We start from the raw sequence: 25,609 nt of genomic DNA on the forward strand, positions 1-25,609 counted from the left end.
CTTCGTATTTATAAGGCAAAGGCTTAAATGGTTACGGTTGTTGATAGAGTTGCAAATAGACGATTGCGTCATCCTGAAAAGGCACATCGTCCTGATACAAGCGTTCAAAAAAAGCCAGATTGGATTCGTGTAAAAGCGCCAACATCACCAATTTATAAGGAAACACATGGTATTGTACGTACGCATAAGCTAGTGACTGTATGTGAAGAAGCTGGTTGTCCTAATATTGGCGAATGTTGGAGCCAGAGGCATGCTAGCTTTATGATTTTAGGTGAAATATGTACGCGTGCTTGTGCTTTTTGTAACGTTGCAACAGGTATTCCACTTGCCGTTGATGATAATGAGCCAGAACGTGTCGCTGATGCTGTTGCAAGGATGGAATTAAAACATGTTGTCATTACATCTGTTGATCGTGATGATCTTGCTGATGGTGGTGCTGAGCATTTTGCAAAAGTTATTTATGCGATTCGTCAAAAAACTCCTAAAACAACAATTGAAGTTCTTACACCTGATTTTCGTCATAAGGATGGCGCTTTAGAAGTTGTTGTTGCTGCTAAGCCTGATGTTTTTAATCATAACTTAGAAACAGTTCCTTCTAAATATTTGAAGGTCCGTCCAGGGGCACGTTATTTTCATTCAATTCGTTTGTTACAACGTGTTAAAGAACTTGATCCAACAATTTTTACAAAATCGGGAATTATGGTTGGCCTCGGGGAGGAGCGAAATGAAGTTTTGCAATTGATGGATGATTTGCGCGCTGCTGATGTTGACTTTATGACAATTGGACAATATTTGCAGCCTACACGAAAACATCATCCAGTTGTTCGTTTTGTGCCTCCTGAAGAATTTGAGTCTTTTGCCAAGATTGGTAAAGTAAAAGGATTTTTACATATGGCCTCCAATCCTCTAACGCGTTCATCTCATCATGCTGGAGATGATTTTGCCATTTTGCAAAAAGCGCGTGATGAAAAATTTTCCTTACAGAGATAATTATGCCGATTTTTACAATACATCGGCAGATCACCCATAGTGCCAGTGAAATGTTTGATCTGGTTTCAGATATTGAGCGTTATCCTGAATTTTTACCAATGTGTGAGTCTTTAATAATACGTTCTCGAAAAGAATATGGAAAAAAAATATTGCTTCTTGCGGATATGACCGTTGGCTATAAGATTATTCGTGAAACTTTTACGACTCAAGTATTTCTTCAGCCGGAAAAAAGTCTTATAGAAGTTAAATATATTGATGGTCCATTCAAATATCTTGAAAATCGTTGGGCCTTTCATGATATTGAAAATACCAATGCATGTAATATAGAGTTTTTTATTGATTATGAATTTAAAAGTAAAACGCTTGGATTAGTCATGGGCTCAATGTTTGATATTGCGTTTCGTAAATTTACCGAGGCTTTTGAGAAGCGTGCGCATCAGATTTATGGCTCTACGGTAACATAGTCTATTCTGTTATTTTTTAACAATACCTATTGCTTAAACAGCGTGAAGGTGAAAACCGGTTTCCATCTTTACTATTTGTTTTTAATTCAGCTTTCAAAAGCATATTGAAGGAATATCATTTTAAATGATGAAGATGATGCACAGCTTCATGCTTTTGTTTCTCTCTTTTTTAATGGATGCACACTCGTTAAACAAAACGCCCAAATAGAACCTGCTTGCGTCATACCCATTTCATAATAGTGCTCATAATAAATAGTATAGATTTTCGTAAAAGTATATAAAATCTACATCTGTACACTTATGAAGAATTCCTCCTGTATCATTTATTTGCCATCTCTCAAGATGTTGTGCCAGCTCTTAGCACTTGAGAGAAGTACAAGTGTCTCTTTCTTTAATCATTTTATTTATACAGTTTTTTCTCTTGTGGCGTGCAAGTGAATAAATTTGATTAATTCAATCTACACAGGACTGAAGTGAGATAACTTTACGCTATTCAGATCTTTCATTTTCAAGTTGTGATACAATAAAATTTTTTCAAGATGTTGACGATTATAGACTCGATGGGGAATAAAGAATTTTGAAATTAGTATGGGGAATTCAGTGAAGCAATTCCAGAATCATTTTAAAAGCATTTTCAACAGTTGCGTGGCGGATAGCATTGCGATTAAGATGAGCAAAGTGCATTTCTTTGTGCAGGGGAGAGTGGTTTTTGTAAGCAACTGCGCAATGCACAAGTCCTACAGGTTTATCAAGACTTGCACCTCCTGGACCAGCAATTCCTGTTACAGAAACTGCAATGTCAGCTTGTGAATGTTTTAATCCACCCTCAGCCATTGCAAGAGCAACTTCTTTTGAAACGGCACCATAGGTTCTTATAAGTTCAGCACAAACGCCAACAAGGCGTGTTTTGGATTCATTTGAATAAACAACAAATCCACAATCGAGAACATCTGACGATCCTGCTATATTTGTGAGGCATGCAGCAATGAGTCCCCCTGTACAAGACTCTACAGTTGTTAACAGCAAACCTTTTTGGCGAAAGGTATTAAGGACTTCATGTGCGTGTTTTTCACAAAGATATGTCATTGGGGAATTTCTCCTGAATAAAGGACGCTCACTGTTGCAAGAGCAGCAATTCCCTCACCACGACCAATAAATCCAAGCCTTTCATTTGTTGTTGCTTTGATAGAGATTCGATCAGGTGTTATTGCAAGTATTGTTATAAGATTTTCTGTCATGGCATGACGATATGGACTAATTTTAGGATTTTCAGCGATAATTGTGATATCAACATTGGCGATACGACCACCTGCTTGTTTTATAATATCAAGAGCATGACGGAGAAAAATTTCTGATGATACATTTTTCCATTGAGGATCAGAGGGAGGAAAATGTGTACCGATATCTCCAGCACCTTGAGTTGCAAGAAGGGCATCTGTTAATGCATGAAGAGCAACATCCGCATCGGAGTGTCCATTTAATTTTTTATGAAAAGGGATTTTTATACCACATAATATAAGAAAATCACCATCCTCAAAAGAGTGAACATCATAACCATTGCCGGTACGAATATCAGGAAATATTTGCATTTTCTTTTGGAGATATAAATGTGCAGTATTAAAATCTTCATGCCATGTAATTTTTATGTTGTTAGGATCTCCAGGAACGGTACGCATAGGAATTCCAAACCATTCGGCAATTGCAGAATCGTCAGTGAATTCTTGTTTGCAAGCTTGTTTTGCTTGTTTATGGGCCGCTAAGATATGTTCAAAGGGAAAACACTGTGGAGTTTGTGCACTATAAAGATGGGTACGGGGAATTGTTTCTAAAACATGCTGATTATTTATACGTTTAAGGGTATCAGAGATGGGCAGAACAGGAAGAACACCTTCTTGAGGCGTGATAGTGTTGTGAATGTTATTAAGAAGCTTGTTTTCGATAAAAGGGCGTGCACCATCATGAATATGCACATATTGGGGGGCAAATTTTTTGAGTGCCTGAAGTCCATATAAGGTAGAGATTTGACGTGTATTGCCTCCTTCAACGATAATAAGGCGCTCTTTAAAATCGTCAATAGCTTGTTCACAGATTTGACGATCTTCTGGATGAATAACAAGAATAATTGTTGTGATAGCTGGATGCTGCAAAAAACAATGCACGGTATGATAAATAATTGGCTTTTGTCCTAGAAGCCGATATTGTTTTGGAATTTTATGGGGAGATCCTGCTCTTTCACCCCGTCCAGCGGCTAATATTATTGCTGCAATAGAAATACTTAATCTCCTTGTATTATAATCTTAGTTTGCTTTTTTGTCATTAATTTTAAAATGATTTTGAAAGGATGGTTGTTGTAGATCAGCAAGGGATATCACGGATAACACCTCAAAAAAAGCATTTAATGCTTTTTGAAGTGCGGTATTTAAACCACAAAAATCAAACAAGGGGCAAGTTGGTTCTGCAGTATCGAAACATTCTGCGAGGGAAAAGTTGTCTTCTGTTACTTTCACAACATCCGCGACTGAAATTTCTGCTGCGGGTTTAGCCAATCTAACTCCACCATTGCGTCCACGCACTGTTTGTATAAAACCTGCTTGAACAAGCAGCTGAAGGATTTTAAATAAAAAAAGCTCTGAAACGGCATATGCTTTAGCAATTTCTGGAACACGACTGAGAGTTCCCTGATTATCTGCACAATACATAAGCATTCGAAGAGCATAATTTGTTTGTTTTGTTAATCGCATCTCATTTCCTTCGTAAAGTATCGTCGAACACAGTCTATTTTAAAGATATTTTGCAAAATGTAGAAGTTTTTTCTCGTTGACTATATTTGCCTATTTTAAATGTAGTATTAGTATTGTCAATTTTTGCTACAAAAGGTTATATGAGAATAATGGGATAAGGGTATGTAAGCTCATGACGAATATAACATCTGTGACGAATCTTCAAGACATAGATAAAAATACTTATAACGATGAGTTGTATCGTTTAAGTAAGGTATATATTTTTTTAGGGATTACAATTATTGTATTGGCTTTACTTACGGCCTCTGTTTCATTTATTATTCTTATTGGATTAACTCCTGTTGTTCCCAGTAGAACAGTAACCCTTATTCTTATAGGAATTAATAGTTTTTGGGTTTTAGGGCTTATTGTCATCGTTTTTTATGAGATGATACCGATCATTCGTGCTTGGCGTTCAAGGCGTGCAGGATCGCGTCTTCATGTGCGCCTTATTTCATTGTTTGCACTTGTTGCGACAATGCCAGCTGTTGCTGTAGCTCTTGTATCGGGTCCAGCACTAAATTTGGGACTTGATCGATGGTTTGATACAACAACGCGGCAAATTGTGGGCTCTTCTATTGATTTAGCAAATGCTTATGCAGATGAAATGCTCCAAAATTTAAAAAATTTATCCTACGCGATGGCATTTGCACTTGATAACAAAAAACTCTTAGAACGTAATCCAGCTGAATATAGGATGCAATTGACGCGTCATGCTCTAGGACGCAATTTGCGTGGTGCATTTTTGTTAAGTTCTAGTGGAGCTATTTTTGTATCGAGTGCTCTTGGTGATGAAGATAAACTGCCAATTCCTCCTTCTCATCTTATTGAACGAGCAACCAGTGCGAGACCTTTTTCTTTTCAACCAGGCGTTCATGATTATTTTGGTATTATTTTAAAATTTACCAATATTCCAAACACATTTTTATATTTGGTGCGTGACGTTGATAAAGGTGTTTTATCTGCTTTGCGTTTGACAGAAGTTAATACAGATCGTTATCGTGATTTAAATGAGAATCGCCTGCTGACACAGATTGCATTTGGTATGCTTTATTTGTGTCTTTTTTTTAGTTTATTCTTATCAGCCATTTGGGCTGCTATTGCTGTTGCTGATCGCTTAGTACGTCCTATTCGTCTTCTCATTAGTGCTGCCGATGATGTTGCTTCTGGAAATATGGAAATTTTCGTGCCAGTACGAGCAAAAGATGGAGATATTGGGCAATTATCCAAAACTTTTAATTACATGGTCAGTGAATTGAAAAGTCGGCGTAATGAATTGATTGCAGTGCGTGATCAAATTGATGAAAGACGGCGTTTTTCTGAAGCTGTGTTATCGGGTGTAACAGCGGGAGTAGCAGGTATAGATGATAATGGTGATATCACCATTATCAATCGGTCTATTGAAGCGATGTTTGATATTCGCTCAGAGCGCGTTGTTGGAAAAAGTCTTTTATCTTTAAGCGCTGAAATTTGGCAGGTTTTTCAGTTTGTGCGTTCATTGGATCGTAAAAACCATCGTGAGCAGGTCACTTTAAACGTTGCAGGAAAAGAGCGTGTCTGTAATGTCCAAGTTACGATGGAGGAGGATGATGGACAAGGGCAATCTTGGGTTCTAACAATTGATGATATTACAGACCTTGTTGCAGCGCAACGTACAGCGGCGTGGGCGGATATTGCGCGGCGTATTGCACACGAAATTAAAAATCCTCTTACACCTATTCAGTTATCCGCTGAACGCATTCGTAAACGTTATAACAAAGCTATTACACAAGATAGAGAGGTCTTTGAGCGGTGTATTGACACAATTATTCGGCAGGTTGGAGATATTGGGCGTATGGTTGATGAGTTTTCCTCTTTTGCACGTATGCCCAAACCCAAAATGCATATTTTAGATATACGAGAATTGTTGCGCGAAGCATGTTTCTTGATAGAGGTGACGCGACATGATATTCATTTTGAGCAAGATTTAGGAACTCTACCACTTATGGGTGCATTTGATAACCGTCTCATTGTACAGGCTTTTTGCAATGTTATCAAAAACGCGAGCGAATCCATAGATTCAGTTATGCGAGAGGAAAATATTCACGGTCATATTCTTATCCGTTCTTATCGTCAGGAAGAATGGGTGGTTGTGGATGTTGTTGATAACGGGAAAGGACTTCCTAAAGAGCAAAGACAAAAGTTATTAGAACCCTATATAACAACGCGGGAAAAAGGAACAGGGCTGGGGTTAGCTATTGTGCGCAAAGTTATTGAAGATCACGGTGGTTTCATGGAGCTTCATGATGCACCGGAGAGTTTTTATGAAGGTCGTGGTGCGATGATCCGTTTGATATTTCCAGCGGATGGGGGTAAGCAGGGTAATATTATACAAGCCATAAATCATAAGATAGGGGAATAGTATGGTATCAGATATCTTGATTGTTGATGATGAAGCAGATATTCGTGAGCTTGTTGCTGGTATTTTAGATGATGAAGGTTATGAAACGCGTGTTGCTTGTAACTCTGATGAAGCATTGGCTCAAATTAGTGAGCGTATTCCAAAGCTCATTTTTTTGGATATTTGGCTACAGGGTAGTCGTCTCGATGGTTTAGCACTGCTTGATGAAATTAAAACACAATATCCGGCTCTTCCGGTCGTTATGATCTCTGGTCATGGTAATATTGAGACGGCTGTTTCCGCTATAAAGCGAGGGGCATATGATTTCATTGAAAAACCTTTTAAAGCTGATAGACTTGTATTGGTTGCAGAGAGAACACTTGAAAATTCAAATTTAAAACGTGAGCTTTTAGAATTGCGAAAGCGTTCGAACGAGACATTAGAGTTGCTCGGAAAATCGACAGTTATAAAAAATTTGCGTCAAATCATAGAAAAAGTAGCACCAACCAATAGTCGCATCATGATAACAGGTCCTTCAGGGGCAGGAAAAGAGACTGTTGCACGAGCTATTCATGCGCTCTCAACGCGTTCGAATGGGCCATTTGTTACAATAAATGCTGCAACGATTACTCCGGAAAGAATGGAAATAGAGCTGTTTGGCAGCGAAATGGAGGGAAGAGAGCGTAAAATTGGTGCCTTAGAGGAAGCTCATGGCGGTATCTTATATCTTGATGAAATTGCTGATATGCCGCGTGAGACTCAAGGGAAGATTCTTCGGGTTTTAACGGGGCAAACATTTGAGAGAATTGGCGGCACAAAACGTGTTAAGGTGGATGTCCGTATCATTTCTTCGACAGCGCAAAATCTTGAAAACCTCATTTCTGATGGGCGCTTTAGGGAGGATCTTTTTCACCGTCTTTCCGTTGTTCCTATTGTTGTTCCGCCCCTTTCAGCGCGTCGTGAAGATATTCCAGAACTTGTACATCATTTTGTAAAAACAATATCACAGCAGGTTGGGATTAAACCGCGTGCAATCAGTGATGATGTGATTGCTATTTTGCAAACGCACGCTTGGCCGGGTAATGTGCGGCAATTACGTAATAATATTGAGCGTCTTCTTATTCTTGTGCGGGATGGTGATGGTCCTATAACAGCGGACTTTCTTCCCAGTGAAGTAAGTGATTCTTTGCCACGTCTTCAAATGGATTCAGATGAAAGTATAATGGATTTGCCGTTACGTGAAGCTCGAGAATTATTTGAAAAGAGATATTTAGTGGCGCAGATTGGGCGTTTGGGTGGAAATATATCACGTACTGCTGAATTTATAGGCATGGAGCGTTCAGCTTTGCACCGTAAACTTAAAGCGCTTGGAGTTTCTTAAAGCGATGCGTATTATTATTTGTGGAGCAGGACAGGTTGGTTATGGGATAGCAGAGCGTCTTGCTGCTGAAAATCACGATGTTACTGTTATTGATATTGAAACGAGATTAATTGAAAAGATTCGCGATACATTGGATGTGAGAGGTTTTGTTGGTCACGGTTCACGGCCTGAAGTTCTTTTGGCTGCAGATGCAGACAAAGCTGATATGTTGATTGCTGTCACTTTGTTTGATGAAGTTAATATGGTAGCTTGCCAAGTAGCACATTCATTATTTAATGTGCCCACAAAAATTGCTCGTATTCGCTCACAATCTTATTTAGAACCACGTTATAAGACGCTTTTTTCCAGAGAGAATATTCCCATTGATGTGGTTATTTCGCCAGAAGTTGAAGTTGGGGAAATGGTTTTGCGCCGTATTGCTTTACCTGGTGCAATAGATGTTCTTTATTTTTGTAATGATGATATTGTGGCACTAGCTTTGGAATGCATGGAAGATTGTCCCGTTATTAATACACCTTTGCGTCAATTAACAGAGCTTTTTCCAGATCTTCATACGACGGTTACTGCTATTAAACGTGGCGCGGAATTATTGGTTGCACATTCAGAAACGCAACTACGCGTTGGTGATATAACCTATCTTGTTGTTTCTCGTGAACAGATGCGTCGTGCTGTTGGGCTTTTTGGTCATAAAGAACAAGATGCCCACCGCATGATTATTGCAGGGGGTGGTCACATTGGCCTTTATGTTGCACAGGCTATTGAAAAGCGTTTTCATAAATTAAAATTGAAGATTATAGAAGCGCATAGAGAAAGAGCCCTCACAATTGCTGATCAGCTTGAAAAAACAACAGTTTTATACGGTAACGTGTTAGATCCAGTGATTCTTCAAGATGCGGGAATTGATCAGTCCGATTTAATGATTACATTGACCAATCAAGATCAGGTTAATCTCTTAAGCGCTATTATTGCTAAAAGATTGGGCTGCAAAGCCAATATGGTATTGATTAATAATGTTGCCTATCAAGAATTTAGTCGTGCTGTTGGTGTGGATGCATATCTTAATCCCCATAGTGTTACAATATCGAGAATTTTGCAACAAATGCGCCGTGGGCGTATTCGTTCTGTTCATTCAGTTTTTAATGGCCGAGCAGAAATTATTGAAGCTGAAGTGATGCAAACATCTTCATTGGTTGGTAAGTCATTATCAGAGCTCAATTTATCAGATGGTTTGAGAATTGGTGCAATTTATCGCAATAAGACAATAATACAGCTTTCGGCAGATACGCGTATTTTATCTGGTGATAGAATAGTGATTTTTGCTCTTGCTGATAGGGTTCGTGATGTTGAACAACTCTTTCGCGTAAGTTTAGAATATTTTTGATGTATTATCTATGGATATTTGTACTTTTTGGTATAGTGGACAATTAAGATTGGTAGATAGGCTTTGTTTGTCTTCAATGGTTAAAACTGGACAGCGCGTTAAGCTTTTTAGTTATGATAAAAAAATAGATAATCTCCCTGCTGGTGTTGAGCTGTATGAAGCCGAATCAATTTTACCACGCTCAGCAATTTATCGCCTTGATCCCGATTTTTCTGATGATAAACTAGGGTGTACAATTGTTCAGTTCTCGGATTTTTTTCGTGTTATGCTGATGAAATATCAACAAGGTGTTTGGTTAGATACAGATGTTTACCTTGTTAAACAATTTCATCCAGATGCGGATAAGGTTTGGTTGGCAAGAGAAAATAATACAAGAGTAGGCGTTTCTGCACTTTATTTTCCGCCCAATAACCCTATTATAAAAATATTTGAGGATTATTGGGCAGGTGCAGAAATTATTCCTCATTGGCTTGGGTTTAAGCGTCGTGTTTGGAGACCGTTCTGGTTAAAGAGGAAAAAAATGCCGATTTTACTGGGAAATCTTGGCGTTACAATATTTGGTAATGATGGTATTTCACGATTAGCAAAACGATATGGTTTTTTCATGAAGCAAAGGAAAAGGAAACTTTTTATTATTGGACTGGGCGAAAAACTGAACGTATTTTTGAACCAGCTTTTGGCGTAAAGCCGCTTACAGATTCACGCTTGATAGGCTTTCATATTCACAGAAAGACAAAGACCACGAAAAGACCTCAGGAAGGAAGTTTTTACCATTGGGCGGTATCTCGCATTCCGGATGTTCATCATTTGTTTAGGTAGAGTTATTATTGCTATTTTAACTATTGAGATTTTAATCTATCTTATACAATCTCTTGATTGTAGCTTGCACAAGAGAGTAATGTTAACATATGGACAAAAACATTGAATGTGTAAAGAGCGGTTGTTATATGAACGGAAAGTAAAAATATGAGTGATCCAATGAAAACAGCATTAAGCCTTGTTCCTATGGTTATTGAACAAACAAATCGTGGTGAACGGGCCTATGATATTTTTTCCCGTCTTTTAAAGGAACGGATTATTTTTATTAATGGACCTGTTGAAGATGGTATGGCAATGCTTGTTTGTGCACAATTGCTTTTTTTGGAAGCGGAAAATCCTAAAAAAGAAATTAGTCTTTATATTAATTCTCCAGGTGGTGTCGTAACATCTGGTATGGCTATTTATGATACTATGCAGTTTATTCGCCCTCCTGTTTCTACGCTTTGCATGGGGCAAGCGGCATCTATGGGGTCTTTATTATTAACGGCTGGAGCAAAAGGTCATCGTTTTACATTGCCAAACGCACGTATTATGGTGCATCAACCATCTGGTGGTTTTCAAGGTCAAGCTTCAGATATTGAGCGACATGCGCAAGATATTATAAAGATGAAACGGCGTTTAAATGAAATTTATGTTCAACATACGAGTCAAGATTATGAGGTTATAGAGAGAACTCTCGATCGCGATCATTTTATGACAGCAGAAGAAGCCAAAGCGTTTGGCTTAGTTGATGATGTTATACAATACCGTGCAGAAACTGAAAAAGAAGAAAAAGATTAAGAATTTTTATAGAAAAAACAGCTACTTTAAATCAAGAGTTTTATAAAAAATATCGCAAAATAAGAGAAACACCTAAAAGTATTGAGACATGCATGGTTTTCTATATGTCTTTTAGTTTTCATGATGAAAGGCTTCCTTTGAAAAGGCAAAGTGTTCATATATTGTGGTGAAAGGAAAGAAAAATGAGCAAAATTAGCAATAGCGGGAACGAATCAAAAAATACTCTCTATTGCTCGTTCTGCGGCAAGAGTCAGCATGAGGTGCGTAAGCTCATTGCGGGGCCTACTGTATTTATCTGTGATGAATGTGTAGAGCTTTGCATGGATATTATTCGGGAAGAAAATAAGTCTTCTGGGGTTAAGGTGCGTGATGGTGTTCCTACGCCACAGGAAATTATAACAGTTCTTGATGACTATGTTATTGGTCAGCAGCATGCAAAGCGTGTTCTTTCTGTTGCTGTTCATAATCATTATAAACGGTTGGCGCATCAGTCTAAAAGCAATGATATTGAGTTGGCTAAATCAAATATTCTTCTTGTTGGTCCAACGGGTTGTGGTAAAACTTATCTTGCACAAACATTAGCACGTATTATTGATGTGCCTTTTACGATGGCGGATGCGACCACTTTGACTGAAGCGGGTTATGTGGGAGAAGATGTTGAAAATATTATTTTGAAGCTTCTTCAAGCAGCAGATTATAATGTTGAACGTGCGCAGCGTGGTATTGTTTATATTGATGAGGTTGATAAGATTTCTCGTAAAGCAGACAATCCTTCTATTACAAGAGATGTTTCGGGGGAAGGAGTTCAGCAAGCATTATTAAAAATTATGGAAGGAACGATTGCTTCTGTTCCTCCTCAAGGTGGACGTAAGCATCCGCAACAAGAGTTTCTTCAGGTTGACACCACAAACATCTTATTCATTTGTGGGGGAGCTTTTGCAGGTTTAGAACGGATTATTTCAGGGCGTGGTGAAAAAACTTCTATTGGTTTTTCTGCGACTGTTAAGGCTCCGGATGAGCGTTGTGTCGGTGAAATTTTTCGTGATTTAGAGCCTGAAGATCTTATTAAATTTGGTTTAATACCAGAATTTATTGGGCGGCTTCCTATAGTCGCTACCTTAGAGGATTTAGATGTTAACGCCCTCATGCAAATTTTATCCCAACCTAAAAATGCGTTAGTAAAGCAATATCAGCGTCTTTTTGAAATGGAGAATGTTGAGTTAGCATTTCATGAAGATGCTTTACGTGTTATTGCAAAGAAAGCAATTGAACGTAAAACTGGTGCTCGTGGTTTACGTTCTATTATGGAGAAGATCCTTCTTGAGACGATGTTTGAGCTACCGGCTCTTGAAGGCGTTCAAAAAGTGGTTATTTCGAGTGATGTCGTTGATGGTAAAGCGCGTCCTCTTTATATTTACTCAGAACGTGCAGAAGATAAAGAAAATGTATCAGCATGACATTGTGCGATGCACAATATAAAAGGTGGTAGTGAACGGTATTTGATAGGTGTTTCTAATAATATCATTATAATGCTTGATTTATGTATGAGTAATTACCACTTCATGTACAGTGAAGAGCTGAGATTTTCTAAAGGTGGGCTAATTGTTGTAGATAGCTCATAGGCTCCAGAAAGGAGAGTTATGCAATATATTGATGAAAAGACAGATGAAGTAAGAGATGGGGTTTATGCTGTTTTACCTCTTCGTGATATTGTTGTCTTCCCCCATATGATTGTTCCACTTTTTGTGGGCCGCGAAAAATCAATTCGTGCTCTTGAAGAAACGATGGCGGTTGATAAGCAAATACTATTGGTGACACAAAAAAATGCTTCTGATGACGATCCAAAATCAGAGGATGTTTATCATATTGGTACATTTGCTAATATTCTTCAACTTTTAAAGCTTCCTGATGGTACTGTAAAGGTTTTGGTTGAAGGAACTGCACGTGCAAAAATTAGTCAATTTTCTTTAAGTGAAGGTTATCATCAGGCTTTTGCAACTGTTACAGAAGAACCTAGAGAGAGTGATGTTGAGATTGAAGCTCTTTCAAGGTCAGTGATTACTTATTTTGAAAACTATGTAAAGCTTAATAAAAAAATCTCTCCTGAAGTTGTGAATGCGATTGGCCAGCTTGATAATCCTTCTAAGCTTGCCGATACGATTGCTTCTCATTTGATGATTAAACTGGCAGAAAAACAGGAAATATTAGAGCTCTTACCTGTGCGGGCCCGTCTTGAACGTGTTTTGTCCTTCATGGAAGGAGAAATTTCTGTTTTGCAGGTTGAAAAACGTATTCGTTCGCATGTTAAACGGCAAATGGAAAAAAACCAACGAGAATATTATCTCAATGAGCAGATGAAGGCTATTCAAAAAGAGTTAGGAGCAGGTGATGATAGCCGAGATGAACTCTCTGAATTAGAAGAACGTATCAAGAATACAAAACTATCCAAGGAAGCACAGGAAAAAGCTGGAGCAGAATTGAGAAAATTACGGAATATGTCTCCTATGTCTGCAGAAGCGACAGTTGTACGTAACTATCTTGATTGGTTATTAGCAATGCCTTGGGGTAAAAAATCTAAGATTAAAAACAATTTAGATTTTGCTGAAAAGGTCATGAATAATGAACATTTTGGTCTTGAAAAAGTTAAGGAGCGAATTATTGAATATTTGGCCGTACAAAGTCGCGCGTCAAAGATAAAAGGTCCCATTATTTGTTTATTAGGTCCTCCAGGTGTAGGGAAAACATCATTAGCGCGCTCTATTGCAAAGGCAACGGGACGTGAGTATGTTCGTATCTCATTGGGAGGTGTCCGAGATGAAGCAGAAATTCGTGGACATCGCCGAACATATATTGGATCGATGCCTGGAAAAATTATCCAGTCTATGAAAAAAGCAAAAAAATCTAATCCGCTTTTCTTGCTTGATGAAATTGATAAAATGGGCCAAGATTTTCGTGGTGATCCTTCATCCGCTTTATTAGAAGTTCTTGATCCTGAACAAAATGGTACATTCATTGATCACTATTTGGAAGTTGAATATGATCTTTCTGATGTCATGTTTATCACAACTGCCAATACGCTTAATATTCCAGGTCCGTTAATGGATCGTATGGAAATTATTCGTATCGCTGGTTATACTGAATGTGAGAAAATGGAAATTGTTAAACAGCATCTTTTACCAAAGGCACTAAAAGATCACTGTTTATCTAAAAAAGAACTCAGTATTTCTGATGGCGCACTAAGGTCAATTATTCAGTTTTATACACGTGAGGCAGGCGTTCGTAACCTTGAACGTGAACTCATGAAAATTTCCCGCAAATCCGTTACAAAAATTCTCAAAACACATCAAAAATCTGTAAAAGTTACAGAAAGTAATATTCATGATTTCTTGGGTATTAAACGTTATCATTACAATCAGATTGAAGGAGAAAATCAAGTTGGTGTTGTAACAGGTCTTGCGTGGACAGAAGTCGGTGGAGAGTTATTGACTATTGAAGGAGTTATGATGCCCGGCAAAGGGAAGATGACTGTAACTGGAAATTTACGTGATATTATGAAAGAGTCCATTTCAGCGGCAGCATCTTATGTACGTTCTCGTGCTGTTGATTTTGGTATTGAACCTCCACTTTTTGAAAAACGCGATATCCATGTTCATGTTCCAGAGGGTGCGACACCAAAAGATGGCCCATCGGCTGGGATTGCAATGGTGACAGCAATTGTTTCGGTCCTTACAGGAGTAGCTGTGCATAAAGATATTGCAATGACTGGTGAAATTACTTTACGTGGACGCGTTTTACCCATTGGTGGATTAAAAGAAAAACTCTTAGCAGCTCTTCGAGGAGGGATAAAAAAAGTACTTATTCCTGAAGAAAATGCAAAAGATTTGGTTGATATTCCTGATGATGTCAAAAATAATATGGAAATTATTCCGGTAAATCATGTGAGTGAAGTTTTGAAACACGCTTTGGTTCGTTTTCCAGACACTATTGAATGGAAAGAACCCTCTACAGGGGCTGTGCCAATCCGGTCAGAGAGCAGTGATAGTGAAGGAATACAGATTGCGCACTGATTCACTTATCTCATTTATAACGGCATTTTTTAGGTGGTAGAAGATGTTGTTGAGGTTATTATTCTGTTTTTTGTTGGAAAAAGTGAAAAATTCCGTGAATAACTGTGATTATTGCTAAAAAAACAATGTTTTGGATAAAAATAAGACTTCTGTTTGCTGTACTTTTCAATAAACTGACCAATAACATGATTAAGTCATGTTCAGGTAATATAGGGAAAGGAAATATTTTATGAATAAAAGTGAATTCGTTAGCTCCGTTGCTGAAAAGGCAGGTGTTTCGAAAGCGCAAGCTGGTGCTGTTGTTGATGCTTTTATGGCTTCTGTAACAGAAGCTTTGGCTTCAGGGGGAGATGTTCGTCTTCCAGGTTTTGGCACTTTTGAAGTTTCTCATCGTGCTGCAACAAAGGGGCGTAATCCTTCAACTGGTGCTGAAATCGATATTCCAGCACGTTCTGTACCCAAATTTTCTGCAGGAAAAAGCCTTAAAGAAGCAGTTAATAAAAAATAATTTAAGCTACATTAAAAAAACCCGATTTATTTATAAACGGGTTTTTTTAACACATGTGTTATGCTTGTTTTTCACATAAAACTTTGAGATCCTTGCGATATTTTTTATTTTCATGTATTGCTGAAATATATTGTTTTTAGTCTTTTCAATGAAATATTGTACTGTATTAATTGAGCGCGGGTATGGCTTATAAAATGTAATATTAACTTTTATTACGCTGAAGTGTTACGGTATTTATTTCAAAACAAGATCCGTAAATAATATGAAGCGGAAAACTCTGTAAAGTCCATAAAAGTTATTATATATCACCATTTACGCTTAATAAAAGTGCATGTTGGTGCCACCTTGCTATCTATTTTCTCAGTTCCTATAATGTTGCGACTAGCCCCAGATATCTGAGACGAGTGCATAAGGGATAGTTTTATTCTTTTACTCTTATACGCCAACCTTTCTTGTGACGCACCAAGAGGATAATTTTATTGATTTATTATAAGATCCTGAAATAAAAAAATCTTTTGATATTCAGATTTGGTTTTTAATATTGGGATTTTTCTTGGCATTTGAGAGGGGAGAGATAGCTCCAGCTCTATCCTACAAATATTTTTTCCATATCTTTATTTCACTTGTGATATGCAAGCGAGTATTTTTCCTTCATCATACAAGAGTTAAAATGAGAGAACATCACAAATTTTGAGGGAGGAAGTTAAAAAACAGAAAAATTACTCTTATAAAATAATATACATTACGTAATATAAAAACTATTAATAAAGATAGTACAGTATTACTTGTGTATCTCCATTTATTTATTTTGATTATTCATAATATGTTTATATAATTATTTTGTTTTTAGTCATTAAATCATATTAAATTATTGATAGCGGTAAAGTTTTTTTATAGCCAAAAGTTATTTTACAGCATCTACATAATTGAATAAATGATGAAACGTAGGGTAGTATTTATTGATTGGGGGAGACAGTCTTTAAAAGGCTTTAGAATGATTTTTTCACGAGAGTTATAAAGATCTATTCAGTAGGAGAGAGGCGAATCGTGTGTTTTTTATAAACAGGAGCTCTTTGATTCTTTATTTGCTAACCACTGAGTACAATCATTGAGAGCTCTCGCTGTTATGGCTTGTTTTTTTACTAATTTTTTTTCTTTACTTGGTAAGCGTTTTCCTGAATGTTTAATAGAAGCAATAGGCGGAAAGAGTCCGAAATTGATATTCATTGGCTGAAAAGATTGTGTTTCTGCTTTTTCATCTATGATGTGTCCCCCTGTAATATGATTCAAAAGGGCTCCGAATGCTGTAGTTTGTGGGGGTAGGTAAGGGGAAATATGATGATATTCGGCAGCAGCAAAACGTCCAGCAAGAAGCCCTATTGCCGCTGATTCTACATAACCTTCACATCCGGTAATTTGCCCTGCAAAGCGTAGTTGTTTTTTTTGTTTTAAACGAAGGGTTTGATCAAGAATAATTGGCGAGTTGAGGTAGGTATTGCGGTGAAGACCACCAAGACGCGCAAACTCTGCTTTTTCAAGACCGGGAATCATTCTAAAAATGCGAATTTGTTCACCATATTTCAATTTTGTCTGAAAGCCGACCATATTATAAAGCGTTCCAAGTTTATTATCTTGGCGTAATTGAACGACAGCATAGGGTTTAACTGTAGGGTTATGGGCATTAGTTAAGCCCATAGGTTTCATAGGACCATGTCTTAACGTTTCAATTCCGCGCTCAGCCATAATTTCAATGGGGAGGCATCCATCAAAATAGGGCGTTTTTTCAAAGTCACGAAACTCTGTTTTTTCAGCATTTTTTAACGCTTCAACGAATGTTTCATATTGTTCTTTGTTGAGGGGACAATTAAGATAATCTTTTCCTGTTCCCTCAGGACCAATTTTATCATAGCGAGACTGATACCAACAAATGTTGATATCAATACTGTCGGTATGGATAATAGGTGCAATTGCATCAAAAAAAGAAAGAGCTTTTATACCGGTTATTGCTTGTAATTTTTGAGCAAGTGCAGGCGATGTAAGGGGGCCTGTTGCAATGACAACATGTTTCCAAGCTTTAGGAATTTCTTGAACTTCTTCACGTTTGATTGTTATAAGAGGGTGGTTTTCAAGTGCTGTCGTAACGGTTTTTGAAAATCCATCACGGTCAACAGCAAGAGCACTACCTGCGGGAACTTTGTTGGCATCAGCAGCTTTCATAATTAACGATTTTGCTAATCGCATTTCAGCATGTAAAAGTCCTACTGCATTTGTTAATGAATCATCGCAACGAAACGAATTTGAACAAACCAGTTCTGCCAATTTATCGGTTTTATGGGCATCTGATTTTTTTTCGGGTCGCATTTCATGCAAAACAACAGAAATTCCTGACTGAGCGATTTGCCAGCTTGCTTCACACCCCGCAAGACCGCCACCGATGATATGAATTGGGATATCAAATGTCTTTAACATAATTGACTTTTAGCGTAAGCAGTTATGTATGAAAAGCATAGATTTTGTTTTTTTTAATATATTTGTTTGCTTTTTTTCTGTAATTAATGGTATAGAAACGCCGCTTGTATAAGGTTATTAGCTTGTAAGTTTGAGCGGATGTGGCGAAATTGGTAGACGCACCAGATTTAGGTTCTGGCGGGAGACCGTGGGGGTTCGAGTCCCTCCATCCGCACCAAAGCAATCCCTTAAGTGCTACGGATTTCTACGTGTCTGAAATTCCGCTTCATGGTAAATGTAACACTCGAAGTGTTAGAATGTAATGATTATTAGAGTGGGTTGATCCCTCTCCTTAGAAAAATGAAGGTGTTTAATGCAGGTTACCGAGACGCTTAATGAAGGACTGAAGCGCGAAATTAAGATCGTGGTTCCAGCGAAAGATTTAGAAGAAAAGTTGAATGAACGATTGGATGATACCAAGGGAAAAATCAAGCTTAATGGTTTTCGTCCCGGTAAAGTGCCTAGTGGGCATTTGCGAAAAATGTATGGTAAATCCTTTATGGCGGAGATTCTCAATGAGATACTCAGTGATGCACCTCGTTCTATTTTAGCGGACCGCAATGAACGTGCAGCGATGCAGCCAAAAATTGATATAGATGAAGATGAAAAAATTCTAGATGGCAAAGCTGATTTTACTTTTAGTTTAAAGTATGAAGTTTTACCAAAAATTGACATTAAAGATTTTGAACATATTAAGGTTATCCGTGAAATTGCAATTATTCCTGAACAGGATATTGATGATCAAGTCAATCGCGTCCTTTCTTCTACGCGTAATTATTCTCTAAAAGAGGGGAATTCTGAAGAAGGTGATCGCATTACCATAGATTATCAAGGTAAGCTTGAAGGCGTTCCATTTGAAGGTGGGGCAGATAGTGATGCACAACTGATTCTTGGGTCAAAACAATTTATTCCTGGTTTTGAAGAGCAATTGGTTGGTGTGAAAGCTGGGGATGTAAAAACGATTTTTGTTAAATTTCCTGATAATTACAGTGCGGCACATTTGGCGGGACGGGAAGCAGAGTTTGACATTACTGTCAAAGCTGTCTTTAAACCAGATGAATTAAAAATTGATGATGAAGCAGCGCAAAAAGTTGGTTTAGAGTCTCTAGATCGCTTACGTGAGGTCGTTCGTGGGCAGATTGAAAGCCAATATGGTTCAGTGACACGTCAAAAAGTTAAGCGTCAAATTCTTGATGCTTTAGATGCTGATTATAATTTTGAGATTCCTGAAGAACTTTTAGAGGTTGAGTTTAACAATATATGGGCTCAGGTTAATGATGATTTGAAAAAGGCTGGGCGCAGTTTTGAAGATGAAGGTATTACAGAAGAAAAGGCACGTGAGGAATATCGTGTCCTTGCGCAGCGTCGTGTTCGTCTTGGTTTGGTGCTTTCTGAAATTGGAATGAAGGTTGGTGTTAAAGTTAGTGAGGATGAGCTAAAAGCAGCAGTTTTTGATCAGGTTCGCCAATATCCAGGACAAGAGAAAGAGATTATGGATTTTTTCCGTAAGACTCCGGAAGCTGTTGAAAATCTACGTGCTCCGATTTTTGAAGAAAAGGTCATTGATCATTTATTAGCACAGATAAAAGTCACAGATAAAGAAGTGACGGTTGAAGAGTTGATGAAAGAATATGACGAATCAGATGTCCCTGAAGAAAAGCAGGCAAAGAAAAAGTCTGAAGTGAAAGAAACGTCTACAGAGAAAAAACCAGCTAAGAAAAAGGCTCCTAAAAAAGCTTAATATTTATGCAAACAACACAAGCCCGATAGAAACGGGCTTGTGTTGTAAGATTTATATCCTAGGATTGCACTGAGAGAATGGTTTTAGATAAGCCATGAGTGAATTTTAAAATATTGGTAGTGGATTGGCAATGAGCATCATTGATACGCGTACTCCTGATTCTAAGCGTTTTATTTCTGGAGTTACAGGTGATTGGGAAGTCATCATTGGCATGGAAGTTCATGCGCAAATCATATCAAATTCAAAACTTTTTTCAGGAGCATCAACAAAATTTGGTGCAGAGCCGAACAGTCATGTATCACTTATTGATGCAGCCATGCCAGGTATGTTACCTGTTCTTAATCAAGAATGTGTTCGTCAAGCGGTTCGAACGGGGTTAGGATTAAAGGCGCATATTAATTTAAGATCTGTTTTTGATCGCAAAAACTATTTTTATCCAGATTTACCGCAGGGGTATCAGATTTCTCAATTTCGCTATCCCATTGTAGGAGAGGGAAAGATTATTATATCTGTTGGTCCAGATTCGAATGGCCAATTTGAGGATATTGAAGTGGGAATTGAGAGGTTGCATCTTGAACAGGATGCTGGAAAATCGATGCACGATCAACATCCAACGATGTCTTTTGTAGATCTTAATCGTTCTGGTGTTGCTCTTATGGAAATTGTTTCCAAGCCTGATATGCGCTCATCAGATGAGGCCAAAGCCTATATGACAAAATTGCGTACGATTGTTCGTTATTTGGGCACTTGCGATGGCAATATGGATGAAGGTTCTATGCGTGCAGATGTCAATGTATCTGTTCGTCGTCCTGGTGAAGATTTTGGAACGCGCTGTGAAATTAAAAATGTTAATTCTATTCGCTTTATTGGTCAAGCAATTGAATATGAAGCGCGTCGTCAGATCGCAATTTTAGAAGATGGAGGCGTCATAGATCAAGAGACTCGGCTTTTTGATGCCGCTAAAGGTGAAACGCGTTCTATGCGCTCAAAGGAAGAAGCGCATGACTATCGTTATTTTCCTGATCCTGATCTTTTACCGTTAGAATTTGATCAAGCATTTGTGGATGCTTTGGCAGCAGACTTACCAGAGTTGCCTGACGCTATAAAAGCACGTTTTGTTAAGGAAATGGGATTGACAGTGTATGATGCTTCCATTCTTGTGACAGAAAAGGCTATTGCTGATTATTTTGAAGAAGTAGCACGTGGGCGTGATGGAAAAATAGTTGCCAATTGGGTGATTAACGACCTTTTAGGGGCTTTAAATAAAGATAATCGTGAGATTGAAGAGTCACCAGTATCGCCAAATCAATTGGGAAGCATTATTGATCTTATAAAAGAAGGAGTTATTTCTGGAAAAATTGCCAAAGATCTTTTTGAGATTATTTGGAATGAGGGGGGAGATGCACGCCAAATTGTAGAAGAACGAAATATGAAGCAGGTAACGGATACAAAGGCTATTGAAAGAGCTGTTGATGAGATCGTTGCCAATAATTCTGATAAAGTTGCGCAAGCAAAGCACAAACCTGCTTTAGCTGGTTGGTTTGTTGGACAGGTAATGAAAGTAACAGGTGGTAAGGCAAATCCCCAAGCTGTTAATGAATTGGTTAAGATGAAACTTGGCATAGATTAAATTTTATGGGGTGGAGAAGAAGCCATACATATGATATCTTCTTGAAATTAAAGGATAGCACGTTAACCTATCAATTGGAATTGTAGTTGAATTTACTAGTAACTTTTTCGATAATTTCAATCGTTAATAATTTTATTCCAACGATTAATTTCATGAACGCACTAAATGAATGGAATAGCAGATGGCTCGTTTTTTTAAGCAAATCTTCACATGGTGGAATGGCAATACCATTGGTACGCGTTTTTTCACATGGCGCAAAGGTAAGCAGATAGGGGAAGATCAATTTGGAAATATATATTATGAAGGAGGACTTCATAAGGATGGTTATCCGCACCGTTGGGTTATCTATAAAGACTATTCTGAGGCCTCTACTATTCCACCAGGTTGGCATGGCTGGATTCATCATCGCTGTGAGTGTCCACCAACACAAGAGGATTATCATCCTTATGAATGGGAAAAGCCACATGTTGCCAATATGACAGGAACAAATGAGAACTATCGACCAAAGGGGGCTATCACCTCCAATGGAGAGCGTTCTTGTGTGCATGAAGATTATGATGCGTGGTCACCTAAAAAATAACATGTTTTAATGTGCGTGTGTATTTTTGTCTTATTTGACTCTATGTTATGAAAAGAATTATTTTTTAAGGTGCGATTGATTTTGATATGATGAGATTTTTTTTATTGTTAGGGGCGAGGCATTTTTTTTATATTTTTTTTATGGAAATTTTAGTGTTTTTATCCTTAAATAATGGGGTGCGGGCTGAGCGTATTAGCAATGGAATTGCTGTTTTTGCAGGTCTTGACAAAATCACGGGACGGACCACACGTTTTGAAGTTACTCTTGGTAAAATTTATCAGTACGGCGCATTACAGGTAACACCACGTGCGTGTTATACGAGCTCTAAAGATGAACCCACGCGTACAACTGGTTTTGTTGAAGTCAATGAAGTAACATTAGATAAAAAAATACGGCGTATTTTTACAGGATGGATGTTTGCAGATAGTCCTGGTTTGAACGCTGTTGAGCATCCTATTTATGATGTGTGGTTAAAGGATTGCAAGCAGAATGCTCAAGATCTTCCTCTTCAATAATTAGTGTGTTATCTATTTATAATACATTGATTTATAATGGTCCTTTATCATTTTACAACTTAATAGCAAATTCCTATGATTACCTCATTTAATTTTTTTTATATTGAATAATCCAAACTATTCTCTTGCGCGTTACAAGTGGCGGATGTGTCAATAACACTGTCTAAAAAAGGAATAAAAAATTCCGTCATGAACTGTTTAAATTCAAAGATGCATGATTAGAATCAACATATTTTTTAAGTGTTTCATAAGAGACAGTTCTTGAATTATATCTGTTAAAGGTTGAAATGAAAGGCTTGTTTATATTTGTTAAAGAGATGAACTGACGCTTTTGCATGTATGTGGGAAACAGATTATCAAGTAAGTAATTTATCATGAAACACTAATTATTATATCTAGAGAACACTGTATTGGTATTTTTCTCATAGAGATGTCGTTTTTCGTTCAAAGCATAGAAGCAATGCAGGCCATATTAATGGAAAATTGAGATTTAAGATTCTTTAAAGTTTATCAATCGAAGTATAGCTTGGTTAAAAAATGCAATAATCAATATATTTCTAGTAAGAAAATAATGTTTATACATTTTTATTATACACCACCTCATAAGTGAGTTCGTCTATTCGTAAGTTCTTGTATATTGCATGGTAACTTCACATTTAAGTAAGTAGGATACCACTAAGTTTGTAAATCATATTCTTGATATCCATGCTTTTTAAAATCTTTTGTATAAAATACACGTGTTTTCATATAGAGCTATTGAAAATTTAAAAAGGGGCTTCGAAGAGGCGTTGAAAAGATTCTGCATCACTGGGAATGGTATATTTATTTTGTATAAAAGAATAACCCATTTTCTAAAAAATACGAGATTTTATACAATGAAAGTTTCTAGTCACCACCATAATGATGTTTCCCGATTGCCAAAACAACCTAAAGAACCCTTATTGAATGTTCCATTTATTATAGTTGTTTTGATAGCATTTTGTTTTTGTCTTTATTGCATTTCTCAGTATTTTTTTTCTCATCATGTTTATGTTGAAAGTCTTGAGCTTTTTTCATTTATACCAGCATTGTTTAAGAGGGATCCTGTAGCATTTTGTTATACCATGGTGAGTTATTCATTTATGCATAGTAGTTTTAAACATGTTGCTCTTAATATGGTTTGGCTTTTGGTTTTCGGTTCTCCTTTAGCAAGGCATTTTGGTGTTTTACGTTTTTTAATTTTTTGGGTGTTAACGGCAGTTATTTCTGTTTTGACTTATTTTACATTTCATCAAGAAAGTACCATATCACTTATTGGGGCGTCAGGTGCCGTATCTGGAATGATGGGTGCTATTGCACGTTACGGTTTTCCTAGTGGTAATCTAGCTGTCAATGCGCAGAACGAAAAACTTTTAGGACCTTTATTATCTGTCAAAAAAGCTCTGTGTTCTAAGGGGGTTCTTGTTTATATGAGTGTATGGCTGACGACTGATTTGATCATAGGTATTTCTTCTATTTTGTTTGAAGAAAATGGCATCTCAATAGCATGGGAAGCTCATATTGGCGGGTTTTTTGCGGGTTTTTTGTTGGTTGGTTTTTTTGATGTTTCACAAAAAATTAAAAACTAGAATCTAAGATATTGATGTGCCACATAAAGAGCTATTGTTGCTGCATTTGAAACATTTAATGATTTAATATTTCCAGGCATGTCAAGGCGTGTTAAAGCGCAAACGGTTTCGCGTGTTTTTTTACGTAAACCTTTACCTTCTGCTCCTAAAACAAGAGCAATTTTATTCCCTGTTAATGCTGTTTCTAGAGGTTGGTCACCTTCTGAATCGAGACCAAAGCTTGTAAAACCTGTTTGATGAAGTTCTTGAAGAGCTTCAGCAAGGTTTCGTACGGTAATATAATGAATCATTTCCAGAGCTCCAGATGCCGCTTTCGCAAGAACACCGCTTTCGTGGGGAGAGTGACGGCAAGTTGTAATAAGTGCTTTAGCTTTCAATGCAACTGCAGAGCGCATAATAGCGCCAACATTATGTGGATCGGTAATTTGATCCATGACAATGACCAGATCAGTATTGGTTAGTTCCGACAGTTTGCATGGTTTGAGGGGGAGAGTTTCCAAAACAATACCTTGATGAACAGCCTCACTTCCAACAAGCGAATCAAGATATTTGGGGGTGCATAATGTAACAGAGCAAGGATAATCTGATTCGGATATATTTAATCGTTTTAAGGCATTTTGTGTAACGTAAAGACATTTTAAAATTCTTTTTGGGTTTTCTAAAGCAGCCTGAACAGAATGAATGCCATAAAGATGGATGATCTCTTGCTGTAAAGAAGCAGCTTTCTTCTTTGGGTGTGTAAAAGATCGAGAAGGAGAGCCTTTTATATCGCGATATCGGCGACGCAAACGAGCATAATGAGAATTTTGTGATGTTTTTTCTTTCATAGCTTCTTTATAACGTATTAATAAGAAAAATAGAGAGAAAAAATCTATGATTTAAAATTATGAGCAGGAAATTTGTACAGAATTGTATTTATTCTGTTGACAGATACAATAGTAATCGTCATAACCACTTCGCAATCAGATTGAATTGAATGGGTATTCAAGGTGGTTGTCGTGATGTCTCATTGCGCGACTTTATCGGTGTAATGGAGGGGTGCCCGAGTGGTTAAAGGGGGCGGACTGTAAATCCGTTGCGTATGCTACGTTGGTTCGAATCCAACCCCCTCCACCATTCATCGAAGGAGAGTTAGTACGTGGGTCATGCGGGTATAGCTCAATGGTAGAGCAGCAGCCTTCCAAGCTGAATATGCGGGTTCGATTCCCGCTACCCGCTCCAAATGGTTGTTGATGATTGGGCAAATAGGTATGATGGAGGATATTCCATTTATAAATTTGGTGGGGTTTTCCGTCTAAGAGTTGTGGTGATTGGGCTGTTTACAGTCTGGTCAGACTTAAATTTTGCAGAACTGTCCCTAGGTGCTAATAAAAATAGGGAATAAAACAAGAGATTAATAGCAATGGCGAAGAGCAAGTTTGAACGAACAAAACCGCATGTTAATATTGGTACGATTGGTCACGTTGATCATGGGAAGA

The 25,609-nt window shown here is 37.6% G+C and carries 19 protein-coding genes, 3 tRNA genes and 2 pseudogenes; 19 read left to right on the plus strand and 5 right to left on the minus strand.

Annotation, left to right across the window (positions count from 1 at the left end):
• The first annotated feature begins 27 nt into the window (after positions 1-27).
• Positions 28-990: a lipoyl synthase gene (lipA, locus tag ACFINL_RS02305; RefSeq protein WP_375611273.1), complete on the plus strand. Its 963-nt coding sequence runs from the start codon at positions 28-30 to the stop codon at positions 988-990.
• A gap of 2 nt (positions 991-992) precedes the next feature.
• Positions 993-1,454 (plus strand): type II toxin-antitoxin system RatA family toxin, encoded by a 462-nt coding sequence (locus tag ACFINL_RS02310; RefSeq protein ID WP_375611274.1) that lies wholly within the window; start codon positions 993-995, stop codon positions 1,452-1,454.
• Positions 1,455-2,051: 597 nt separating this feature from the next.
• Here ACFINL_RS02310 and ACFINL_RS02315 read toward each other — a convergent pair.
• The 3 genes from ACFINL_RS02315 to rirA are packed head-to-tail and all read right to left on the minus strand — an operon-like array spanning position 2,052 to position 4,195.
• Positions 2,052-2,540, minus strand: coding sequence for a CinA family protein (locus ACFINL_RS02315; RefSeq protein ID WP_375611275.1), 489 nt, complete (start codon positions 2,538-2,540; stop codon positions 2,052-2,054).
• Positions 2,537-3,727: a bifunctional 2-C-methyl-D-erythritol 4-phosphate cytidylyltransferase/2-C-methyl-D-erythritol 2,4-cyclodiphosphate synthase gene (locus tag ACFINL_RS02320; RefSeq protein WP_375613044.1), complete on the minus strand. Its 1,191-nt coding sequence runs from the start codon at positions 3,725-3,727 to the stop codon at positions 2,537-2,539. The genes ACFINL_RS02315 and ACFINL_RS02320 overlap by 4 nt, the downstream gene beginning before the upstream one ends.
• Before the next feature lie 24 nt (positions 3,728-3,751).
• Positions 3,752-4,195, minus strand: a complete 444-nt coding sequence (rirA, locus tag ACFINL_RS02325) for an iron-responsive transcriptional regulator RirA (protein ID WP_375611276.1) — start codon at positions 4,193-4,195, stop codon at positions 3,752-3,754.
• A 172-nt stretch (positions 4,196-4,367) separates the two neighbouring features.
• Between rirA and ACFINL_RS02330 the strand changes: the two genes are divergently transcribed.
• The 8 genes and pseudogenes from ACFINL_RS02330 to ACFINL_RS02365 all read left to right on the plus strand — a co-directional run bounded on the left by ACFINL_RS02330 (position 4,368) and on the right by ACFINL_RS02365 (position 15,550).
• Positions 4,368-6,635 carry an ATP-binding protein gene (locus tag ACFINL_RS02330; protein ID WP_375611277.1) on the plus strand — a complete coding sequence of 756 codons (2,268 nt, stop codon included), beginning with the start codon at positions 4,368-4,370 and terminating at the stop codon, positions 6,633-6,635.
• Between the two features lies 1 nt (position 6,636).
• Complete coding sequence (locus ACFINL_RS02335) at positions 6,637-7,995, plus strand: sigma-54-dependent transcriptional regulator (RefSeq protein ID WP_375611278.1); 1,359 nt, start codon at positions 6,637-6,639, stop codon at positions 7,993-7,995.
• A gap of 4 nt (positions 7,996-7,999) precedes the next feature.
• Positions 8,000-9,376, plus strand: coding sequence for a Trk system potassium transporter TrkA (gene trkA, locus ACFINL_RS02340; protein WP_375611279.1), 1,377 nt, complete (start codon positions 8,000-8,002; stop codon positions 9,374-9,376).
• 10 nt (positions 9,377-9,386) lie between these two features.
• A pseudogene (locus ACFINL_RS02345) lies at positions 9,387-10,195 on the plus strand (hypothetical protein).
• Between the two features lie 147 nt (positions 10,196-10,342).
• Positions 10,343-10,975, plus strand: coding sequence for an ATP-dependent Clp endopeptidase proteolytic subunit ClpP (clpP, locus tag ACFINL_RS02350; protein WP_375611281.1), 633 nt, complete (start codon positions 10,343-10,345; stop codon positions 10,973-10,975).
• A gap of 182 nt (positions 10,976-11,157) precedes the next feature.
• Positions 11,158-12,432 carry an ATP-dependent Clp protease ATP-binding subunit ClpX gene (clpX, locus tag ACFINL_RS02355; protein ID WP_273723371.1) on the plus strand — a complete coding sequence of 425 codons (1,275 nt, stop codon included), beginning with the start codon at positions 11,158-11,160 and terminating at the stop codon, positions 12,430-12,432.
• 183 nt (positions 12,433-12,615) lie between these two features.
• Positions 12,616-15,042: an endopeptidase La gene (lon, locus tag ACFINL_RS02360; RefSeq protein WP_375611282.1), complete on the plus strand. Its 2,427-nt coding sequence runs from the start codon at positions 12,616-12,618 to the stop codon at positions 15,040-15,042.
• A gap of 229 nt (positions 15,043-15,271) precedes the next feature.
• Positions 15,272-15,550 carry an HU family DNA-binding protein gene (locus ACFINL_RS02365; protein WP_375611283.1) on the plus strand — a complete coding sequence of 93 codons (279 nt, stop codon included), beginning with the start codon at positions 15,272-15,274 and terminating at the stop codon, positions 15,548-15,550.
• 1,056 nt (positions 15,551-16,606) lie between these two features.
• On the opposite strand, the gene trmFO is transcribed toward ACFINL_RS02365, so the two are convergent.
• Entirely contained in the window at positions 16,607-18,019 is a 1,413-nt protein-coding gene (gene trmFO / locus ACFINL_RS02370; RefSeq protein ID WP_375649634.1) for a methylenetetrahydrofolate--tRNA-(uracil(54)-C(5))-methyltransferase (FADH(2)-oxidizing) TrmFO, read from the minus strand.
• A gap of 134 nt (positions 18,020-18,153) precedes the next feature.
• Between trmFO and ACFINL_RS02375 the strand changes: the two genes are divergently transcribed.
• The 6 genes from ACFINL_RS02375 (at position 18,154) to ACFINL_RS02400 (ending at position 24,131) form a co-directional block, all read left to right on the plus strand.
• Positions 18,154-18,236: transfer RNA gene (locus ACFINL_RS02375), tRNA-Leu, on the plus strand.
• A 135-nt stretch (positions 18,237-18,371) separates the two neighbouring features.
• Entirely contained in the window at positions 18,372-19,799 is a 1,428-nt protein-coding gene (gene tig / locus ACFINL_RS02380) for a trigger factor (RefSeq protein WP_375649642.1), read from the plus strand.
• Positions 19,800-19,929: 130 nt separating this feature from the next.
• On the plus strand, positions 19,930-21,429 hold the full coding sequence (gatB, locus tag ACFINL_RS02385) for an Asp-tRNA(Asn)/Glu-tRNA(Gln) amidotransferase subunit GatB (RefSeq protein WP_375649647.1): 1,500 nt from the start codon (positions 19,930-19,932) through the stop codon (positions 21,427-21,429).
• A gap of 181 nt (positions 21,430-21,610) precedes the next feature.
• Positions 21,611-22,009: an NADH:ubiquinone oxidoreductase subunit NDUFA12 gene (locus ACFINL_RS02390; protein WP_375611287.1), complete on the plus strand. Its 399-nt coding sequence runs from the start codon at positions 21,611-21,613 to the stop codon at positions 22,007-22,009.
• Between the two features lie 89 nt (positions 22,010-22,098).
• Positions 22,099-22,524: a DUF2155 domain-containing protein gene (locus ACFINL_RS02395; protein ID WP_375611302.1), complete on the plus strand. Its 426-nt coding sequence runs from the start codon at positions 22,099-22,101 to the stop codon at positions 22,522-22,524.
• An 875-nt stretch (positions 22,525-23,399) separates the two neighbouring features.
• Positions 23,400-24,131: a rhomboid family intramembrane serine protease gene (locus tag ACFINL_RS02400; protein WP_375649652.1), complete on the plus strand. Its 732-nt coding sequence runs from the start codon at positions 23,400-23,402 to the stop codon at positions 24,129-24,131.
• On the opposite strand, the gene ACFINL_RS02405 is transcribed toward ACFINL_RS02400, so the two are convergent.
• Positions 24,128-24,958: a TrmH family RNA methyltransferase gene (locus tag ACFINL_RS02405; protein WP_375649657.1), complete on the minus strand. Its 831-nt coding sequence runs from the start codon at positions 24,956-24,958 to the stop codon at positions 24,128-24,130. The genes ACFINL_RS02400 and ACFINL_RS02405 overlap by 4 nt on opposite strands.
• A 205-nt stretch (positions 24,959-25,163) precedes the next feature.
• Between ACFINL_RS02405 and ACFINL_RS02410 the strand changes: the two genes are divergently transcribed.
• The 3 genes and pseudogenes from ACFINL_RS02410 to ACFINL_RS02420 all read left to right on the plus strand — a co-directional run.
• Positions 25,164-25,247, plus strand: a tRNA-Tyr gene (locus ACFINL_RS02410).
• 31 nt (positions 25,248-25,278) lie between these two features.
• Positions 25,279-25,352: transfer RNA gene (locus ACFINL_RS02415), tRNA-Gly, on the plus strand.
• 181 nt (positions 25,353-25,533) lie between these two features.
• Positions 25,534-25,609: pseudogene (locus ACFINL_RS02420) on the plus strand (elongation factor Tu); the annotation flags it as partial.

Source organism: Bartonella sp. AA78NXGY (assembly GCF_042197005.1).
Lineage (GTDB): Bacteria > Pseudomonadota > Alphaproteobacteria > Rhizobiales > Rhizobiaceae > Bartonella.

Bases quoted from the DNA above. Each gene is read 5' to 3' on its own strand.
- lipA (WP_375611273.1), top strand. From the start codon at position 28: ATGGTTACGGTTGTTGATAGAGTTGCAAATAGACGATTGCGTCATCCT.
- ACFINL_RS02310 (WP_375611274.1), top strand. From the start codon at position 993: ATGCCGATTTTTACAATACATCGGCAGATCACCCATAGTGCCAGTGAA.
- ACFINL_RS02315 (WP_375611275.1), bottom strand. From the start codon at position 2,540: ATGACATATCTTTGTGAAAAACACGCACATGAAGTCCTTAATACCTTT.
- rirA (WP_375611276.1), bottom strand. From the start codon at position 4,195: ATGCGATTAACAAAACAAACAAATTATGCTCTTCGAATGCTTATGTAT.
- ACFINL_RS02330 (WP_375611277.1), top strand. From the start codon at position 4,368: ATGACGAATATAACATCTGTGACGAATCTTCAAGACATAGATAAAAAT.
- ACFINL_RS02335 (WP_375611278.1), top strand. From the start codon at position 6,637: ATGGTATCAGATATCTTGATTGTTGATGATGAAGCAGATATTCGTGAG.
- trkA (WP_375611279.1), top strand. From the start codon at position 8,000: ATGCGTATTATTATTTGTGGAGCAGGACAGGTTGGTTATGGGATAGCA.
- clpP (WP_375611281.1), top strand. From the start codon at position 10,343: ATGAGTGATCCAATGAAAACAGCATTAAGCCTTGTTCCTATGGTTATT.
- clpX (WP_273723371.1), top strand. From the start codon at position 11,158: ATGAGCAAAATTAGCAATAGCGGGAACGAATCAAAAAATACTCTCTAT.
- lon (WP_375611282.1), top strand. From the start codon at position 12,616: ATGCAATATATTGATGAAAAGACAGATGAAGTAAGAGATGGGGTTTAT.
- ACFINL_RS02365 (WP_375611283.1), top strand. From the start codon at position 15,272: ATGAATAAAAGTGAATTCGTTAGCTCCGTTGCTGAAAAGGCAGGTGTT.
- trmFO (WP_375649634.1), bottom strand. From the start codon at position 18,019: ATGTTAAAGACATTTGATATCCCAATTCATATCATCGGTGGCGGTCTT.
- tig (WP_375649642.1), top strand. From the start codon at position 18,372: ATGCAGGTTACCGAGACGCTTAATGAAGGACTGAAGCGCGAAATTAAG.
- gatB (WP_375649647.1), top strand. From the start codon at position 19,930: ATGAGCATCATTGATACGCGTACTCCTGATTCTAAGCGTTTTATTTCT.
- ACFINL_RS02390 (WP_375611287.1), top strand. From the start codon at position 21,611: ATGGCTCGTTTTTTTAAGCAAATCTTCACATGGTGGAATGGCAATACC.
- ACFINL_RS02395 (WP_375611302.1), top strand. From the start codon at position 22,099: ATGAGATTTTTTTTATTGTTAGGGGCGAGGCATTTTTTTTATATTTTT.
- ACFINL_RS02400 (WP_375649652.1), top strand. From the start codon at position 23,400: ATGAAAGTTTCTAGTCACCACCATAATGATGTTTCCCGATTGCCAAAA.
- ACFINL_RS02405 (WP_375649657.1), bottom strand. From the start codon at position 24,958: ATGAAAGAAAAAACATCACAAAATTCTCATTATGCTCGTTTGCGTCGC.